The sequence below is a fragment of the Allobosea sp. GW821-FHT12C12 genome, assembly GCF_058807355.1.
Window position 1 is genome coordinate 21,982 of sequence record NZ_JBXAQP010000016.1, and the last position, 16,139, is coordinate 38,120.

Sequence of the window (16,139 nt, forward strand, 5' to 3'; positions counted from 1 at the left end):
TCATGGTCCCATCGGCCCGCGTTCGGTCACGCGGTTGAAAAGATCCTGTCCCGGCCGCAGTCGCGCCAGAATGGCCGGCAGGTCAAGCGTCGCGATCGGTTCATCCCGCGTCGTCCCTCCGAAGACGATGTCGTAGCCGCCGTCCCGACCGACCAGAGTGAGGTCGGATGCGCCCGCATGGGCGCAGGACTTGACGCAAGCGGAGACGTGGACGCTCGCCCCGGTGGCGAGCAGCGGCGCGGCGGCCTCGGCCAGCATGGCCGCGTCCGTCATGGCGTCGCTCTGCGCGCGCAGGCAGGCCGGCTTGCCGGCGCAGGCCTCTATCGAAAGGCGGGGATCGTCGGGATCGACGATGAGGCCCAGAGTCGCGGCCGTGTCGAGCAGAGGTTCGACCTTGCCCGATCCAAGCCCGGCGAAAGCCAGACCGCGCCAGGGCGACATCCTGATCGCGCTCGCGCCGGCTCGCAACGCGGCCTCGCCCAGCGTCTCCAGGGTCGCCGCGTCGCCGCGTCCGAACGGCAGGCCGATCAGGGCGGCAGGGCTGTCCGTGGTTTCAAAGCGCCCGGCGCGGCGCGGCGCGGGGCGGGGAGCCGGCGCGGTCGCCGGGCACAATCCGCTGGCTTCGATCATCGCGTCCAGCAGGTCCGGCGGCAGGTCGCGCAGCCGCCTGATCGCATCGGGCCTGGCGCGACGATGCGCGGCGAGGCCGGCGAGGAGGCCGGACACGGTCCCGGCCGCATCCGCGACCGCGACCGGCCCGAGCCAGCGCCCGTCCGGCAGGCCGATCGCGATCCTGTCGCGCGCGACCGCGACGAGACGCAGGTCGCAGGCGACGCCCTCGAGCGGAAACGGTCCGCCATCGTCGACGACAACGAGACACTTTGCGGGAAGACCGGGTATCGTGCGCCCGCCTGCCTCGATGGCGTCCGCGAGCGCGCAAACGTCGATCGGGGCGCCGAGCTGTCCCCTTCCCCCCGCTCGCGGCGGGGAAGGGTTGGGGATGGGAGAGCGTGCGGGACGAGCCCGCCCGTCAACCGGAGAGCAAAGTCCTGCGCTCTCCCCTCCATCCCGGCCCTCCCCACCGCGAGCGGGGGGAGGGGGAAGCGGCCCAACCAGCGTCAGCCGCTGCGGCCCGTCGCCGTCATGCTCCTCGACCAGCCGCTCGGCCAGCAGCGTCGCGACCAGTTCGGGATGCGTGTCGAGGCTCACGCCCCTGATCTGGAGATTGGCGCGGGCCGAGATCTCGACCAGTCCGTTGCCGTGCCGCCGGGCCAGTTGCGCGATGCGGATCAGCTGCGACGGCGTCAGCACCGCGCCCGGCGGATGCAGCCGCACGAGCCAGCCGTCGCCGGTCTCCATCGGCCTCAGCGCGCTCGGGCACCAGCCCCGCCGCGGCGCTTCGGGCGAGAGCGCGTTCATTCCGCCGCTTCCCGCGCTAGAAATGCGCCGACGGAGTTGCGCCGGCTCGTCCACAGGCCGCGCCGTTCCGCTTCGGCCAATCGCGAGCGGATCGCGGCGGCGGCCGGGGGATTGGCCGCCTCGAGCGCGGTCCAGACCTGCGGATCGGCGCACCAGGCGTCGAAGACCGCGTCGAACAGCCCGTCCGGCACCGCGTCGGTGCTGGCGGCGAAGACGAAGAGCGTGTCGACCGCCTCGGCCAGTTCCGCCGCACCGCGCCAGCCATGGGCGAGTTGCCCCGAGATCCAGCGCGGATGCGTCAGCCGGCCATGCACGATCCGGGCGATGTCCTCCGGCAAAGTCCGGACTTTCGGCGCATCCGGGTTCGCCGTATCGAGGCTGTAGAGCGCGGGCGTCGCGCCAAGCGACTGCGCCGCCGCCGCCAGCCCGCCGATCACGTCGGCCGCGCTCGACGCCTCCAGGATGTCGCGCCCGGCCGTGTCGCTGACATGGATGAAGGCCTGCGCGTCGCGGATGCGCCCGGCGAAACCGGCGTCCTCGACGGCCTCGCCCCCGCTCCCGCCATAGGCGTGGCTGGAGGCGGCGAGATAGGCATCCGCCAATTCGTCGCTGCTTTGCCAGTCGCCGTCGAGCGCGCGGTCGGCCATGGCCGCGCCGTAGCGACCGGGCGCCGCTCCGAAAATGCGCGGGCCGGTTTCGCCGCGCCGGCGCGCGGCGGCCGGCTCGTTCCATTCGTCCGGTTCGGCGAGCCCGGCGACGGCGCGCGCGGCAGCATCCAGCAGCGCGATCTGCCCCGGAAAGGTGTCGCGGAACGCGCCTGAAATACGGATGGTCACGTCGAGGCGCGGATGCGCCAGCTTCGGCTGCGGGATCACCGAAAACCCCGTTACGCGCGTCGAGGCGTCGTCCCAGAGCGGTTTTATGCCCATCAGCGCCAGCGCATGCGCGATGTCCTCGCCGCCCGATCGCAGCGTCGGCGAGGCCCAGAGATCCATCACGATCCGGCGCGGAAAATCGCCCTGGTCCTGCAGGTGCCGCGCGATCACGGCCTGCGCCGCCAATGCGCCGAGCCTTGCGGCCGCGCGCGTCGGGATGGCGCGAGGGTCGAGCGTCGAGAGGTTGCGGCCTGTCGGCAGCACGTCCGGACGGCCGCGATGCGGCGAGCCGGCGGGGCCGGGCGGCACGAAGCGCCCGTCCAGCGCCCGCAAGAGGTTGTCGCGCTCGGCCCGCGCCGAGCCGGGATCGTCCACCGAGCGCCCGAAGACGTGAAGCCCGTCGCGGAAAGGCAGCTCGGCGATGTCGCAGAGCTGCGCGTCGAGCCGCGTCAGCGCCTCGCTCATCGGCAGATCGGGCGTCACGCCGCAGGCCTCGCCGAGCCCGCTCGCCTGCGCCCGGTCGAGGATTTCGCGCGCGACGATCTCGGCCCGGCGCGGGTCCATCGCCTGCGCCTGCGAGAACTCCTCGACGAGATCGCGCAGCAGCGCGACTTCACCATCGGCTCGGGTCTCGGCGAGCGGCGGCGGCAGATGGCCGAGCGTGATCGCGCAGAGCCGGCGCTTGGCCGGCGCGGCCTCGCCCGGATCATCGACGACATAAGGATACACAACCGGCAATCCCTGCGTGACCAGGCGCGGCCAGCAGCCCGCAGACAGCGCCACAGCCTTGCCCGGCAGCCATTCGGTGGTGCCGTGGGTGCCGAGATGGATCAGCGCGTCGATGCCGGCGGTTTCGCGCAGAGCCTGATAGAAGGCGAGGTAGCCGTGGCAGGGCGGCGCGTCGGGATCGTGATAGCGCGCCTTGCGGTCGGGCGTCGCGTCGCGCGGCGGCTGGAGGGCGATGGTGAGGTTGCCGCGCGTGACGACGCGGAAGCGGAAGGTGTCTGGATCGCAGACCGGGTCGGCGGCGGGATCGCCATGGGCGGCGATCAGCGCGTCGCGGACGGCGGTCGGGATGGTGGCGAGCCAGGCGCGATAAACGGAAAGCGGCAGGGTTAGGAGGGTAGGGCCGGTGGTCAGCGCGGTCATCAAGGCGCTGCCGCCGTCTTCCCCCTCCCCCCGCTTGCGGTGGGCAGGGCCGGGGTGGGGGGGAGAGTCCAGGCCGTCGTCGCCGAGCGTTGGCGTCGAGCCTCCTCCTGCACGCCCCCCCATCCCCAGCCCTTCCCCGCCGCAAGCGGGGGGAAGGGGACAGGGCGGCGCTTCGGCTCGCTTCGAGCCGAGAATGTAACCCGCCTCCGCCAGCGCCGCCTCGATCGCCGCCACGCTCGCCGGCGTGTCGAGCCCGACGGCGAAACCCGCCCGGCCGCCGCGCGCAGGATAGTCCGACATCACCAGCGCGAGCCTGCGCTCGGGCGGCGGCTTGCGAGCCAGCGCGATCCAGCCGCTGGCGAGATCGGCCAGCGCCGCGATGCCCTCGCTATCGGGAACGAGGCGGCGGATCCTCAGGCCAGTGGCGGCGTCGGTGACGTCGGCCTTGAAGGCGACGGGGGTTGCGCCGATCCGCCCGTCGAACTCCGTCAGCGCCACCTGCATCGCCAGATCGACCGCCGACAACCCGCGCGGCGACGCCTTCCAGGCCTCGCGCGCGCTGCCGACCGGAACCGCCTGCAGGATCGGACAATCGGCCGCGTCGAGCACGAAGTCCTCGCCGTCGCGGGCCGAGAAGGCGGTGGTGGTGACGATCAGCTCCGGTTTGCGGGTCGCGATCAGCGTCGCGAGGCCGGTGGCGACGGCGGGGTCTTTCAGGCTGGTCAGCGCGAGGAGGAGCGGTGCATGACCGCGTGCGGCAAGCGCCGCCGAGAGCGCCTCGGCCATGGCGGTGTCGCCGGCCGTGACGCCGGAGCGGTAGACCAGGATCGGGACGAGCGCGCGGTCGGCGGGCAGGGCGGCGAGCGCCTCGCGCCAGCCGGTCGGAGTGGCTTCGGGGTCGAGCGCGAAGAGGGCGGGCAAGGGGCGCGGCGGCGGGAGCCTTGCGAAGACGGATGACGGGAGGGTGGCGCCGAGCACGGCCTCGATCCCCGCCAGCAGCCGCCGCATGTTCTCGACGCCGCCGGCCTGGAAATACACCAGCAGCGCCTGCGCGCAGGCGGGCGGCACCGTGCCATGCTCCGCCAGCCGCGCATCGTCCCGGTCGTCGCCCGGCAGCACCGCCAGCGCCACGCCATGCGCCCGGCAGGCGGCCGCGAGCCCCTCCACCCCATAGCGCCAGTAATCCAGCCCGCCGAGGCAGCGCACCAGCACGAAGCGCGAGCGTGCCGCCGTCTTCTCGATCAGCAGGTCGACCGAGAGCGGATGCTTCAGCCGCCTGAGCGAGGCGAGACGGACGGAGAGCTCGCTGTCCCGCGCGGCTGCCGCCAGCGCCGAGAGGTCGCTGTCGGCGAAAGACAGCGCCAGCACATCCCCCGGCGGCAGGTCGAGATCGACGGCGTCCTCGCCGTCGTCGAGCCGGATCGCGCTGGTCGGGAGGAGGTGCATGGCGCCATCGTCAGCCGTTCAGGGCCGCGGCGACCGCTTTTTGGTCGAAGCCCTTCAGACCGATCACGACGAGCCTGCCGTCGCGCGCTTCGCCAGCGCCCCAGGCCCGGTCGAAATGATGCCCGACGCGCGCGCCGACGCCCTGCACCACGAGCCGCATCGGCTTGCCCCGCACGGCGGCGAAACCCTTCAGCCGCAGCACGCCGTCGGCCTCCGCCGCCTTGGCGACGCGGGCGGCCAGCGCCTCGGGCGAGACGGTCTCGGGCAGGGCGAAGTTGACGCTGTCGAAATCGTCATGGTCGTGGTCCTCGCCCTCGCCGTGATGCGAAGGCCGCGCCGCGAGGTCGTCCTCGGCCGCCGCGCCCAAGCCCACGATCAGCGCCGGCTCGACCTTGCCGTGGCTGGTCTCGACGATCTTGATCGCCCTGGGCAGGTGCCGCGCGATCTCGGCCTTGACCCGCGCCCGCCCGGCCTCGTCGACGAGGTCGCTCTTGTTGAGCAGGATCAGGTCGGCGCAGAGGATCTGGTCCTCGAACACCTCTTCCAGCGGGTTGTCGTGCTCGACCGAGGCGTCCTGCTCCCGTCGCGCGGCGAGCGCGTCCGGATCGTCGGCGAACTGGCCCTCGGCCACCGCCGGCCCGTCGACCACCGCGATGACGCCGTCGACCGTCACCCGCGCCCGGATCGCCGGCCAGTTGAAGGCGGTGACCAGCGGCTTGGGCAGGGCCAGTCCCGAGGTCTCGATCAGGATGTGTTCGGGCGGCTTGGCGCGGTTCAGGAGCTTCTCCAGCGCCGGCACGAAATCATCGGCGACGGTGCAGCAGATGCAGCCATTGGGCAGTTCGACGACGTCATCCTCGGAACAGCCGGCGATGCCGCACCCTTTCAGGAACTCACCGTCGAAGCCGAGGTCGCCGAACTCGTTGACGAGCACGGCCAGGCGCATGCCCTGCGCGTTCTCGAGCAGATGGCGAACCAGCGTGGTTTTGCCAGCGCCGAGGAAGCCGGTGATGATGGTGCAGGGCACCTTGGCGAGCGGGCTCTGGTCGAGTGGGCTCTGGGCGGGCGTTTCGGTCATGTCGATGATCCTTGTTCGCGCTCGGCCAGCGGCGGCACGCGCGCGACCACGCCCTTGCGGAAGGGCAGCGGTCGTTCTTTCCAGGGAATGATGCCGTTGGCGCTGGCGGCATAGGCCCGGGCCGCGCCCACGATATCGTCGAGATGCAAATCGGCGTCGAGATCGCCGACGAGATAGGTCCATTTGCCGTCGGCCGCGAAGGCGACGGTGCAGGGCCGCTTGCAGACGGCCAGGCACTCGACGGCGAGCACAGAGATGGCCTCGCTTTCCGCCAGCCGTTCCGAAAGCGCCTCGGTCAGGCCTAAGCCCGGCTGGTCGTAGCCCTGCGCCAGATCCTCGCGGACGCGGCGACAGGCGGTGCAGACATGGATGGTGATCTCGCGCCGCGACATCGGTCGCCTCCCTCCGGGCCGCGCGCCTCCGGCGAGGCGCGCGGGCGTCGTCAGGCCCGCGCGGCGGCGCGGCGGGAGGCCCAGGGCCAAAGCAGACCCACGGCGAGGCCGGTGGCGAGCCAGAGCGCGGCCTGCACGGCCAGGGAAAGCGTCGCGAATTGCGCCGCGATCTCGGCCGGCGCCTTGCTTTCCGGCGTCGCCGGATACGGCGCGCCGATGAGATGCGGCGCGAGCATGGCCAGCACCGCCAGCGCCCGGAGCCAGGGTTGCTCCAGCCGCAGGAAGACGAAGATCGAGCCGGCCGAGACAAGCGCCGTCGCGACCCACCAGATCTGGCGGCTGGCCAGTTCGGCGGCCGCGGAGCCCGGCATGCCCGGCGCAAGTCCCGCCGCCGGCGCCAGGCCGAAGGCGAGGAAGCCGCCGATCGCCCAGGCAAGCGCGCGCCGGTCGTCGATCGTGTCGTTGGCGGCGATCATGCCCGCGAGCAGCAGCGCCGCCAGGCCGATCGCGGTGGCGATGGTGACCAGCGCGGTGAAGACGGTGCGCGGCAGTCCGTTCCGAGGCTTCCACTCGTGGGCCGGGGCTGCGCCGTCCGCGGGGCGGGTATCCGCCAGCAGGATGCGCGCGCCGCCTTCGAAAGCGGCTTGGACGGGGGTGGGGACGCTCAAGGCCGCCTCGTAGGTCTCGGCTCTGAGGATGAGCGGCGTGGTGGTGACGTGCTGGAGGGCGGCGATCAGCAGCCCGGCAAGAAGACCGGCCAGGATGCTGACCGTGAGAACGCGGTTGACCATGTCCGAACTTCCCTCAATGGCAGGGGAAGGCGAGCCCATGACGGGCGTCATGGGCGGCATTGTGAAGGCTGGTCGAAGGCGCGAAGCCCGCTGCGAAGACGAGCGCCAGCCCGAGCAGCAGGGCCGCGGCCACGGCCTTGGCGCGTTCGGAGACGCCTGCCTTGGTCGAAATCGATTGAGTTGCCATGTTTTCGTGTCTCCTGGCCGCCCCGCCGGCGGCTTGCTGGATTGCGGAACGATCTGACGGCAGGTCTCCTGGCTCGCGGGTCGTCGGATTTCGCGCCGCCTTCCCGGGATCGCTCCCAGTGGCGATGGCGCTAACTCGCCGCTTACAGTTGCGGGGGCAGCCGCGGCATTGCACCGCGTTCCCTTTTCACCCCGTCGCCGGGGCACCGTCGGCGACGATCATTAGCCATGTGCGGGCTGGTGTGCAATGCAGTGCGCTCATTTCATTCCGATCCGACATGTCCGCAGACCTGCCCCATCTGACCCTCGTCCTCGGCGGCGCGCGCTCCGGCAAGAGCCGGCACGCGGAAGCGTTGATCGAGGCGCTGCCGGCCCCATGGCTCTACATCGCAACCGCCCAGGCCTGGGACGACGAGATGGCGGCGCGCATCGCGGAGCATCGGACGCGTCGGTCGGCGGACTGGATCACGGTCGACGCGCCTCTGGCGTTGACGGAGGCGATTCGGGGAACGCCGCGAGGCCGCCCGGTTCTGGTCGACTGCCTGACGCTCTGGCTGACCAATCTCATCCTCGCCGGGCGCGATACGGCCGCCGCCTGCGACGGGCTGATTGCCGCCTGCGCGTCCGCGAGCGGCCCCGTCGTGCTCGTCGCCAACGAGATCGGCCTTGGCATCGTGCCCGACAACGCGCTGGCGCGGCGTTTCCGCGACGAGGCCGGCCGCCTGCATCAGCGCCTTGCGGCGCGGGCCGGCCGCGTGGTCTTCATGGTCGCGGGATTGCCGATGCGGGTGAAGTGAGGACGCCATGACGATCGACCCGAACGAGGCCGCCCGTCACAAGGCCAAGATGGAAAAACGCAAGGCGGCGCAGGACGCCGAGGTCGCGGGCAAGACGATCGAGAAGGGCCTACTGGTCGTCAACACCGGCCCCGGCAAGGGCAAGTCGACGGCCGCCTTCGGCCTGATGCTGCGGGCGCTCGGCCATGGCTGGCGCGTCGGCGTGGTGCAGTTCGTCAAGGGCGCCTGGGAGACCGGCGAGCGCAGGGCGCTCGAGGCCTTCGGCGATCGCATCGCCTGGCACACGATGGGCGAGGGCTTCACCTGGGAGACGCAGGACAAGGCCCGCGACATCGCCGCCGCCGGGCGCGCCTTCGCCAAGGCCAGGGAACTGATGGCCGACGAGACGATCCGCATGGTCGTGCTCGACGAGCTCAACATCGCTTTGCGCTACGACTACCTGCCGCTCGACGAGGTCGTCGCCGTTCTGTCGGCAAGGCGCGCCGATCTGCACATCGTCGTCACCGGCCGCAACGCCAAGCCGGAGCTAATCGCGGCCGCCGACCTCGTCACCGAGATGACGCTGGTCAAGCACCACTTCGCCGCCGGCGTGAAGGCGCAGGCCGGCGTCGAGTTCTGATACCCGCGGCCTTCGGCAGTGCCGATTTCAGGCCGCCGCCAGCCTGACGCGGCCCACCGCCATGGCGGTCGCGGCCTGGGTCGGCTCGACCACCGGGATGCCGAGCGCCTCCTCCAGCGGCCGCCGGAAGCGCGCCATGCCGGCGTAGCCCATCACCACGACATCGGCATGATGCGTGTCGCGCAGCGTCCTGCCCGTCGCCGTCATGCGCTCCAGCGTCTTTTCCTCGTTGGAGAGTTCGGTCACGCCCATGCCGATCGCGAGATCGCCCGCGAAACGCGTCATCACGCCCATCGCGCCGAAATAGCGCAGATGGCGCGGGATCGAGGCCGGCAGGATCGCGATCACGCCAAAACGCTGGCCCAGCGTCAGCGCCTGCAGCACACCCGATTCCGCGATGCCGGGCACCGGCCGCCGGCTCTGCTCGCGCAGGGCATGCATGCCGGGGTCGGAGAAGCAGGCGACGACGAAGGCTGCCGCCTCGTTCTCCAGCCCCGCGGCCCGCTTCAGGAGCGGCCCGATGACGCCGTCGACATCGCGCTGCGACTGGATGCCGGGCGGACCCACCGCCAGCGTGAGACATTCGATCGCAGGCCCGTCGATCACCTTCGCGCCCTCGGCCGTCGAGACGTGGAAGATGCAGACCGGCTGGTCGAGCAGTTCCGAAAAGGCGATCAGCCGATGGAAGGCCTCGATTTCGGCCGCGCGCGGATGGCTGACGGCATGGTATTTCGGCGCCACATAGCCGCGCCTGGTCAGCCGCTCGCCCATCCATTTCAGCAGGCCGTGGTTCTCGGCATGGACGCAGACCAGCGCCCCGGCCCGTCGCGCGGCCAGCATCACGTCGAGCAGTTGCTGGTCGTCGACCTGCACCGCGTCATAGGTCATGAACACCTTGACCGAGCGATGCCCCGCCGAGATCAGCGCCGGCAGATCGGTCGCGATGGTCTGCTCGTCCGGGTTCGCCACCATCAGGTGGAAGGCGTAGTCGATGATCGTGCCCCTCTCCGCCAGCGCGGCGTAGTCGCTGACGGTCGTGGCCAGGCTCTTGCCCCGATGCTGCGCGGCGAAGGAGATCACCGAGGTCGTGCCGCCGAAAGCGGCCGAGCGCGTCGCGGTCTCGAACGTGTCGGCGTTCATCAGCCCTCCGCCCGACAACTGCTCGATATGGCAATGCGCATCGACGCCGCCGGGCAGCACGAGCCTGCCCGTGGCGTCGATCTCGCTGGCCCCGGCCGGCAGGTCGAGTCCGATCGCGGCGATGCGCTCCCCCGTGATGCCGAGATCGGCCCTGAACACGTCGGTCGCGGTCGCGAGCGTGCCGCCGCGGATGACGATGTCGTAGGCAGGATGCGGCATGGTCTTTGAACCCGGTCTGGCGAGGCGATCGCCGCGGTATGCGCGCGCCCGGTGCTTTGGCCATCGCTTTCGCGGCATGGCTTGCGGCGATCGGCGCAAGACGGCGGCAACCCTGTTTCGCCTCGGTTGCGGAGGCGCTTGACAGCGCGCCCCGCGATACGCTCACCTCCGCCCCAAGCCGGACGCCGAGGCGGCTCGATCGAGCCTGCCGGAGAGAGCGTGAGGCAGAGGCAAACGTTTCGGGAGATGTCGCCGTGATCGCACGCATGCTTGTCGCCGCCGGCCTGACGCTCGCCGCGTCCGCCGGCCTGAAGCCCGCCTTCGCCCAGGCCAAGGGCCCGGTCGTCGGGGTGAGCTGGTCGAACTTCCAGGAGGAGCGCTGGAAGACCGACGAGGCCGCGATCAAGGCCGCGATCGAGAAGGTCGGCGGCACCTATCTCTCGGCCGATGCGCAGAGCTCGCCGGCCAAGCAGCTCACCGACGTCGAGAGCCTGATCGCGCGCGGCGCCAAGGCGCTGATCGTGCTGGCGCAGGACGCGCAGGCGATCCGCCCCGCCGTGCAGAAGGCGGTCGACGAGGGCATCGCGGTGGTCGGCTACGACCGGCTGATCGAGATCCCGCAGGCCTTCTACCTGACCTTCGACAATGTCGAGGTCGGCCGGATGATGGCCCGCGAGATCGTCAAGGCGAAGCCGGACGGCAACTATGTCTTCATCAAGGGCTCGTCGGCCGATCCGAACGCCGGCTTCCTGTTCCAGGGCTCGATGGAGATCCTGAAACCCGCCATCGACGGCGGCAAGATCAAGAATGTCGGCGAGGCCTTCACCGATGGCTGGCTCCCGGCCAACGCCCAGAAGAACATGGAGCAGTTCCTCACCCGCAACGCCAACAAGGTCGATGCGGTGGTCGCGGCCAATGACGGCACGGCCGGCGGCGCGATCGCGGCGATGGCGGCGCAGGGCCTCGCCGGCTCCGTGCCGGTCTCCGGCCAGGACGCCGACCGCGCCGCCCTGAACCGCATCGCGCTCGGCACCCAGACCGTGACGATCTGGAAGGATGCCCGCGAACTCGGCCGCAACGCGGCGGAAATCGCGATCAAGCTCGCCGGCGGCGCCAAGCTGACCGAGGTCGCGGGCGCGACCGCCTGGAGCCAGGGTCCGTCGAAGCAGGCGATGACGGCGCTGTTCCTCAAGCCCGTCCCTGTCACCAGGGACAATCTCAAGGTCGTCATCGACGCCGGCTGGGCGCCGAAATCGGCCGTGTGCCAGGGCGTCGCGGCCGGCAAGGTCGCCGCTTGTGACTGAGGCGGCCCCCGCGCCGGCCGCCCCGGCGCAGGCAGCTCCCGCACGGGGTTCGCGCTCGCTCGCCGACCGCATGCGCGAGATCGAGGTCGATCCGCGCATGATCGGCATGGTCGCGGCGCTCGCCGTGATCTGGATCGGCTTCAACTGGCTCTCCGGCGGGGCGTTCCTCACGCCGCGAAATCTCTGGAACCTCCTGGTCCAGACGGCGTCGATCGCGGTGATGGCCTGCGGCATGGTGCTTGTCATCGTCACCCGCAACATCGACCTCTCGGTCGGCTCGATGCTCGGCTTCGTCGGCATGGTCGTCGGCCTCGTGCAGGTCAGGCTGCTGCCGGAGATCTGGGGCTTCGAGCACCCGCTGACCTGGATCGTCAGCCTTCTCGTCGCGGTCGGGCTCGGCGGCCTGATCGGCCTGTTCCAGGGCGCGCTGATCGCCTATCTCGCCATTCCTTCCTTCATCGTCACGCTGGGCGGCCTGCTGGTCTGGCGCGGCTCGGCCTGGTGGGTCACGCAGGGCCAGACCATCGCCCCGATGGACTCGCGCTTCCGGCCGCTCGGCGGCGGCATCGAGGGCGCGATCGGAACCTCCGCCTCCTGGGCGATCGGGCTGGTCATCTGCGCGCTGATCCTTGCCGGGGTCGTGCTGGCGCGTCGCCGGCGTCGCCGCTTCGGCTTCGCGTTGCGCCCGCTCTGGGCCGAGGCGCTGGTCGCGGGCGTCGCCTGCGGCGCGGTCGTCGCCACGGTTGCGATCGCCAATGCCTATCCGCTGCCCGCCGGCATCGCCCGCCGTCTCACCGAGGCCAGGGGGCTGGTCTGGCCGCCCGGCGGGCTCGTCATCGGCCATGGGCTCGCCGTGCCGGTGCTGCTGGCGCTGGCGGTCGGCGTCGCCATCACCTTCCTGACCACGCGGCTGCGCTTCGGCCGCTATGTCTTCGCCATCGGCGGCAATCCGGAAGCCGCGCAGCTTTCGGGCGTCAACACGCGAAAAGTGCTGATGCTGGTCTACGGGCTGATGGGCGCGCTCGTCGGCGTTTCGGCCTGCATCTCGACGGCGCGCCTCAACGCCGCGACGAACTCGGCCGGCCAGCTCGACGAGCTTTACGTCATCGCGGCGGCCGTCATCGGCGGCACCTCGCTCGCCGGCGGCGTCGGCACGATCACGGGCGCGATGCTCGGCGCGCTCGTCATGCAGTCGCTCCAGTCGGGCATGGTGCTGATCGGCGTCGACACGCCGCTGCAGAACATCGTCGTCGGGCTCGTGCTCGTCGTCGCCGTCTGGCTCGACGGCATCTACCGCAAGCGGCTGGGGTGAGGGATGGGCGCGCCAACCTTTCTTGTCATTGCGGGGCTCGCGAAGCGAGAACCCGGAACCCACGACCGGGTACGACTTCAAATCAAGCCCGGTCGATCGCGCTCTTCCGGTCGTGGGTTCCGGGTTCGCCGCCATGCGGCGCCCCGGAATGACGGATGGGGAGCCCGTTGAAGGACATGACGACGCCCCTCGTCGAGATGCGCGACATCTCCATCGCCTTCGGCGGCATCAAGGCGGTCGACGGCGCCAGCGTCGATCTCCATGCCGGCGAGGTCGTCGGCCTGCTCGGCCATAACGGCGCCGGCAAATCGACCCTGATCAAGATCCTCTCGGGCGCCTACAAGGCCGATGCGGGGGAGATTCGGGTCTCCGGCGAGCCGGTCGCGATCGCATCCCCGCGCGACGCCAAGCGCCACGGCATCGAGACGATCTACCAGACGCTGGCGCTCGCCGACAATGTCGACGCCGCCGCCAACATCTTCCTCGGCCGCGAATTGCTGACGCCCTGGCTGACTCTCGACGACGCGACGATGGAATCGGAAACGCGCAAGGTAATGGGCCGGCTCAACCCGCATTTCCGCCGCTTCAAGGAGCCGGTGAAGGCGCTGTCGGGCGGCCAGCGCCAGTCGGTCGCGATCGCGCGCGCGATCTATTTCAACGCCCGCGTGCTGATCATGGACGAGCCGACGGCGGCGCTCGGTCCGGCCGAGACCAGGCAGGTCGCCGAGTTGATCCTCGAACTCAAGAAGCAGGGCATCGGTATCTTCCTGATCAGCCACGACCTCCACGACGTCTTCGACCTCGCCGACCGCGTCAGCGTGATGAAGAACGGCCGCGTCGTCGGGAGCGCCCGCGTCGCCGACGTGACGCAGGACGAGGTGCTGGGGATGATCATCTCGGGCAAGTGCCCGGCCGGAGCGACGCCGGGGCCGGGGGCGCTGCGGGGGTAGGGACGACGGCAGGATGGGGATCGTGTGACGATCCACCCCTGTCATTCCGGGGCGGCCCGAAGGGCCGGACCCGGAACCCGCCACCGGGCGAGATTCTCATCTCCGGTCGATCAAGCTCATTCGATCGTGGGTTCCGGGTTCGCTGCCGCGCAGCGCCCCGGAATGACAAAGGGCGGCTCAATACCCCCGCGTCGGATCCACCACGTGCTCCAGCGGCTCGCCCGCCTCCAGCCGCCGGATCTGCGCCGCGATCAGGCTCGCGACCGCTTCCGGCTCCGACATCGCGGCGTTGTGCGGCGTCACCGTCACGGCCGGATGGCTCCAGAGCGGGGATTGCGCCGGCAGCGGCTCGGTCTCGAACACGTCGAGCGCCGCGCCCTTGAGCGTGCCGGCCTCCAGCGCGGCGAGGATGTCGGCCTCGACCTGCAGGCCGCCGCGCCCGGCATTGATCAGGAACGGCCCGCCGAGCCGCCCGTCCCGCGCCAGACCCGAAAGCAGCTTGGCGTCGATCATCCCGCGCGTCTCTGGCGTCAGCGGCAGCAGGCTGACGAGGATGTCCGTGCGCGCGAGAAACGCCGCCATGCCGTCCTCGCCGGCAAAGGTCGCAAGGCTTTCACCGGCAAGCCCCTCGACGGCCTTCGGCGAGCGGCTCCAGCCGGCGACGTCGAAGCCCATGATCTGGAGCTTGCGGACGGCGTCGAGCCCGAGTTCGCCCAGCCCCATGATGCCGACGCGCACGGACCTCGCCGACGGCTGGTTGCGGTCGTCCTCCCAGCTTCCGGCCCGCTGTTGGGCGTCGTAGCGGCGCTGCTGGCGCAGGAACATCAGGCAGTGCAGCACGATGTATTCGCTCATCCGCGTCGTCAGGTCGGGATCGACGACACGCGCGATCGGGACCTCGGGCAGCCGTTCGTCGGCGAAGAGATGGTCGACGCCGGCCCCGAGCGAGAAGATCGCGGCGAGGTTCGGCAGGCCGGCGAGGCTGCCCGGCGGGTGCTTCCAGCTCGCGACGTAATGCACGGCGCGGCGGTCGAAGGCCTCGCCCAGGATCACGACGGGCATGTCGGGCAGTTCGGCCTTGAAGCGGTCGCGCCAGTCCTCGACATGCCACACCGACATCGCCAGCAGCAGGCTCATGGGCTCGAACTCTCCGTGATGCGGTCCGTGATCAGCGGGCCATGTCCGGCCCGTCCATCCGTGATGAGATAGGCCTGACGCAGGCGCGCCCGAGCCGCGTCGAAGCCGGCCTCGCTGCGCGCATGGACGATTCCGAGCGGGCGGTCCAGCCCGGCCGCGTCACCGATGCCGGCGAGGTCGACGATGCCCACCGCGTGGTCGATCGCGTCCTGCGGGCGGGTGCGCCCGCCGCCCAACGCCACCACGGCGAGCCCGACGGCGCGCGTATCGACGCCCTGGACGACGCCCGGCGTCGTCGCGAAGACCGGCCGGGCGATCGGCGCCGCGGCGAGATGCTTTTCAGGATTTTCAAGCAGATCGGACGGCCCGCCCAGCGCCGCGACCATGCGGGAAAAGCGCTCGGCGGCCGCCCCGGTGGCGAAGGCGGCCTCGATCTTCGCCGTCGCCTCGGCGATATCGTTCGCGAGCTTGCCAAGCAGCAGCATCTCGGCCGCCAGCGCGACCGTGACCCGATGGAAGCGCGGTTCGCGGCGCCTGCCCGTCAGATGGTCGAGCGCGTAGGCGACTTCGAGCCCGTTTCCGGCGGCGCTCGCCAGCGGCTCGGCCATGTCGGTCAAAAGCGCCGTGGTCGGCAGGCCCGCGCCATGGGCGGCGTCGACCAGCGCGCGGGCAAGCGCGCGCGCCTTGACCGGGTCGGGCAGGAAGGCGCCGGAGCCGAACTTCACGTCCATCGCCAGCCCATGCAGCCCGGCCGCGAGTTTCTTCGACAGGATCGAGGCCGTGATCAGCGGCAGCGACTCCACCGTCGCGGTCACGTCCCGGATGGCGTAGAGCCGCTTGTCGGCCGGGGCGAGATCGGCGGTCTGGCCGATGATGGCGCAGCCCTGTTCCCGCACCACCTTGCGAAAGAGGTCGCTGTCGGGCTGCGTGACATAGCCCGGCACCGCGTCGAGCTTGTCGAGCGTGCCGCCGGTATGGCCGAGCCCGCGGCCCGAGATCATCGGCACATGGCCGCCGCAGGCCGCGACCGCCGCCGCCAAAGGCAGGCTCACCGTGTCGCCGACGCCGCCGGTCGAGTGCTTGTCGAGCGCCGGCCCCGGCAGGTCGTCCCAGTTCAGCACCGTGCCGGAATCGCGCATCGCCAATGTCAGCGCGACGCGCTCGGCCTCGTCCATGTCGCGGAAGAACACCGCCATCGCGAAGGCGGCCGCCTGGCCCTCGCCGACCGAGCCGTCGGTCAGACCGGCGACGAGCTGGCGGATGTCTTCGTCCGGCAAGGCCTGGCCGTCGCGCTTGGCGGCGATGATCTCCTGCGTCAGCTTCAT

Annotated in this window: 14 protein-coding genes and 1 riboswitch; of the genes, 5 read left to right on the forward strand and 9 right to left on the reverse strand. The window is 71.0% G+C overall.

Going from position 1 to position 16,139, the window contains the following annotated elements:
- Genes AC1RRW_RS19185 through AC1RRW_RS19210 form a run of 6 tightly spaced genes read right to left on the reverse strand, consistent with a single transcriptional unit; the run spans position 1 to position 7,337 of the window.
- Positions 1-1,419, reverse strand: a complete 1,419-nt coding sequence (locus tag AC1RRW_RS19185) for a ferredoxin-like domain-containing protein (protein WP_492902848.1) — start codon at positions 1,417-1,419, stop codon at positions 1-3.
- Complete coding sequence (locus tag AC1RRW_RS19190; RefSeq protein ID WP_492902850.1) at positions 1,416-4,889, reverse strand: cobaltochelatase subunit CobN; 3,474 nt, start codon at positions 4,887-4,889, stop codon at positions 1,416-1,418. Before AC1RRW_RS19190 ends, AC1RRW_RS19185 begins: the two co-directional genes overlap by 4 nt.
- Before the next feature lie 10 nt (positions 4,890-4,899).
- Positions 4,900-5,967, reverse strand: a complete 1,068-nt coding sequence (gene cobW / locus AC1RRW_RS19195; RefSeq protein ID WP_492902851.1) for a cobalamin biosynthesis protein CobW — start codon at positions 5,965-5,967, stop codon at positions 4,900-4,902.
- A complete protein-coding gene (locus tag AC1RRW_RS19200) occupies positions 5,964-6,359 on the reverse strand; it encodes a DUF1636 family protein (protein ID WP_492902853.1) in 396 nt (131 codons plus the stop codon). The genes cobW and AC1RRW_RS19200 overlap by 4 nt, the downstream gene beginning before the upstream one ends.
- A gap of 50 nt (positions 6,360-6,409) precedes the next feature.
- The gene (locus AC1RRW_RS19205; protein ID WP_492902854.1) at positions 6,410-7,150 is read right to left on the reverse strand and encodes a CbtA family protein; all 741 of its coding nucleotides are present in this window, start codon (positions 7,148-7,150) and stop codon (positions 6,410-6,412) included.
- A gap of 13 nt (positions 7,151-7,163) precedes the next feature.
- Positions 7,164-7,337, reverse strand: a complete 174-nt coding sequence (locus AC1RRW_RS19210) for a CbtB domain-containing protein (RefSeq protein ID WP_492902856.1) — start codon at positions 7,335-7,337, stop codon at positions 7,164-7,166.
- Positions 7,338-7,378: 41 nt separating this feature from the next.
- Positions 7,379-7,562: riboswitch (cobalamin riboswitch) on the reverse strand.
- 52 nt (positions 7,563-7,614) lie between these two features.
- Between AC1RRW_RS19210 and cobU the strand changes: the two genes are divergently transcribed.
- Both cobU and cobO read left to right on the forward strand, forming a co-directional pair.
- Positions 7,615-8,133, forward strand: a complete 519-nt coding sequence (cobU, locus tag AC1RRW_RS19215) for a bifunctional adenosylcobinamide kinase/adenosylcobinamide-phosphate guanylyltransferase (RefSeq protein ID WP_492902858.1) — start codon at positions 7,615-7,617, stop codon at positions 8,131-8,133.
- 7 nt (positions 8,134-8,140) lie between these two features.
- Positions 8,141-8,752, forward strand: a complete 612-nt coding sequence (cobO, locus tag AC1RRW_RS19220) for a cob(I)yrinic acid a,c-diamide adenosyltransferase (protein WP_492902860.1) — start codon at positions 8,141-8,143, stop codon at positions 8,750-8,752.
- Between the two features lie 27 nt (positions 8,753-8,779).
- Here the strand turns inward: cobO and AC1RRW_RS19225 are convergent, their stop codons facing one another.
- Entirely contained in the window at positions 8,780-10,111 is a 1,332-nt protein-coding gene (locus AC1RRW_RS19225) for an aspartate/glutamate racemase family protein (protein WP_492902862.1), read from the reverse strand.
- 266 nt (positions 10,112-10,377) lie between these two features.
- On the opposite strand from AC1RRW_RS19225, the gene xylF reads away from it, so the two are divergent.
- The 3 genes from xylF to AC1RRW_RS19240 all read left to right on the forward strand — a co-directional run bounded on the left by xylF (position 10,378) and on the right by AC1RRW_RS19240 (position 13,677).
- Positions 10,378-11,415, forward strand: a complete 1,038-nt coding sequence (gene xylF / locus AC1RRW_RS19230; RefSeq protein WP_492903012.1) for a D-xylose ABC transporter substrate-binding protein — start codon at positions 10,378-10,380, stop codon at positions 11,413-11,415.
- A gap of 70 nt (positions 11,416-11,485) precedes the next feature.
- On the forward strand, positions 11,486-12,727 hold the full coding sequence (locus AC1RRW_RS19235; RefSeq protein ID WP_492903014.1) for a sugar ABC transporter permease: 1,242 nt from the start codon (positions 11,486-11,488) through the stop codon (positions 12,725-12,727).
- A gap of 176 nt (positions 12,728-12,903) precedes the next feature.
- Positions 12,904-13,677, forward strand: coding sequence for an ATP-binding cassette domain-containing protein (locus AC1RRW_RS19240; RefSeq protein WP_492902864.1), 774 nt, complete (start codon positions 12,904-12,906; stop codon positions 13,675-13,677).
- A 177-nt stretch (positions 13,678-13,854) separates the two neighbouring features.
- Here AC1RRW_RS19240 and AC1RRW_RS19245 read toward each other — a convergent pair whose 3' ends face one another.
- Positions 13,855-14,814 carry a 2-hydroxyacid dehydrogenase gene (locus AC1RRW_RS19245; RefSeq protein ID WP_492902865.1) on the reverse strand — a complete coding sequence of 320 codons (960 nt, stop codon included), beginning with the start codon at positions 14,812-14,814 and terminating at the stop codon, positions 13,855-13,857.
- Positions 14,811-16,139, reverse strand: coding sequence for a thymidine phosphorylase (deoA, locus tag AC1RRW_RS19250; RefSeq protein ID WP_492902867.1), 1,329 nt, complete (start codon positions 16,137-16,139; stop codon positions 14,811-14,813). Before deoA ends, AC1RRW_RS19245 begins: the two co-directional genes overlap by 4 nt.

Coding starts and splice junctions, on each gene's coding strand:
- AC1RRW_RS19185 (WP_492902848.1), bottom strand. CDS start 1,419: ATGAACGCGCTCTCGCCCGAAGCGCCGCGGCGGGGCTGGTGCCCGAGC.
- AC1RRW_RS19190 (WP_492902850.1), bottom strand. CDS start 4,889: ATGCACCTCCTCCCGACCAGCGCGATCCGGCTCGACGACGGCGAGGAC.
- cobW (WP_492902851.1), bottom strand. CDS start 5,967: ATGACCGAAACGCCCGCCCAGAGCCCACTCGACCAGAGCCCGCTCGCC.
- AC1RRW_RS19200 (WP_492902853.1), bottom strand. CDS start 6,359: ATGTCGCGGCGCGAGATCACCATCCATGTCTGCACCGCCTGTCGCCGC.
- AC1RRW_RS19205 (WP_492902854.1), bottom strand. CDS start 7,150: ATGGTCAACCGCGTTCTCACGGTCAGCATCCTGGCCGGTCTTCTTGCC.
- AC1RRW_RS19210 (WP_492902856.1), bottom strand. CDS start 7,337: ATGGCAACTCAATCGATTTCGACCAAGGCAGGCGTCTCCGAACGCGCC.
- cobU (WP_492902858.1), top strand. CDS start 7,615: ATGTCCGCAGACCTGCCCCATCTGACCCTCGTCCTCGGCGGCGCGCGC.
- cobO (WP_492902860.1), top strand. CDS start 8,141: ATGACGATCGACCCGAACGAGGCCGCCCGTCACAAGGCCAAGATGGAA.
- AC1RRW_RS19225 (WP_492902862.1), bottom strand. CDS start 10,111: ATGCCGCATCCTGCCTACGACATCGTCATCCGCGGCGGCACGCTCGCG.
- xylF (WP_492903012.1), top strand. CDS start 10,378: ATGCTTGTCGCCGCCGGCCTGACGCTCGCCGCGTCCGCCGGCCTGAAG.
- AC1RRW_RS19235 (WP_492903014.1), top strand. CDS start 11,486: ATGCGCGAGATCGAGGTCGATCCGCGCATGATCGGCATGGTCGCGGCG.
- AC1RRW_RS19240 (WP_492902864.1), top strand. CDS start 12,904: ATGACGACGCCCCTCGTCGAGATGCGCGACATCTCCATCGCCTTCGGC.
- AC1RRW_RS19245 (WP_492902865.1), bottom strand. CDS start 14,814: ATGAGCCTGCTGCTGGCGATGTCGGTGTGGCATGTCGAGGACTGGCGC.
- deoA (WP_492902867.1), bottom strand. CDS start 16,139: ATGAAGCTGACGCAGGAGATCATCGCCGCCAAGCGCGACGGCCAGGCC.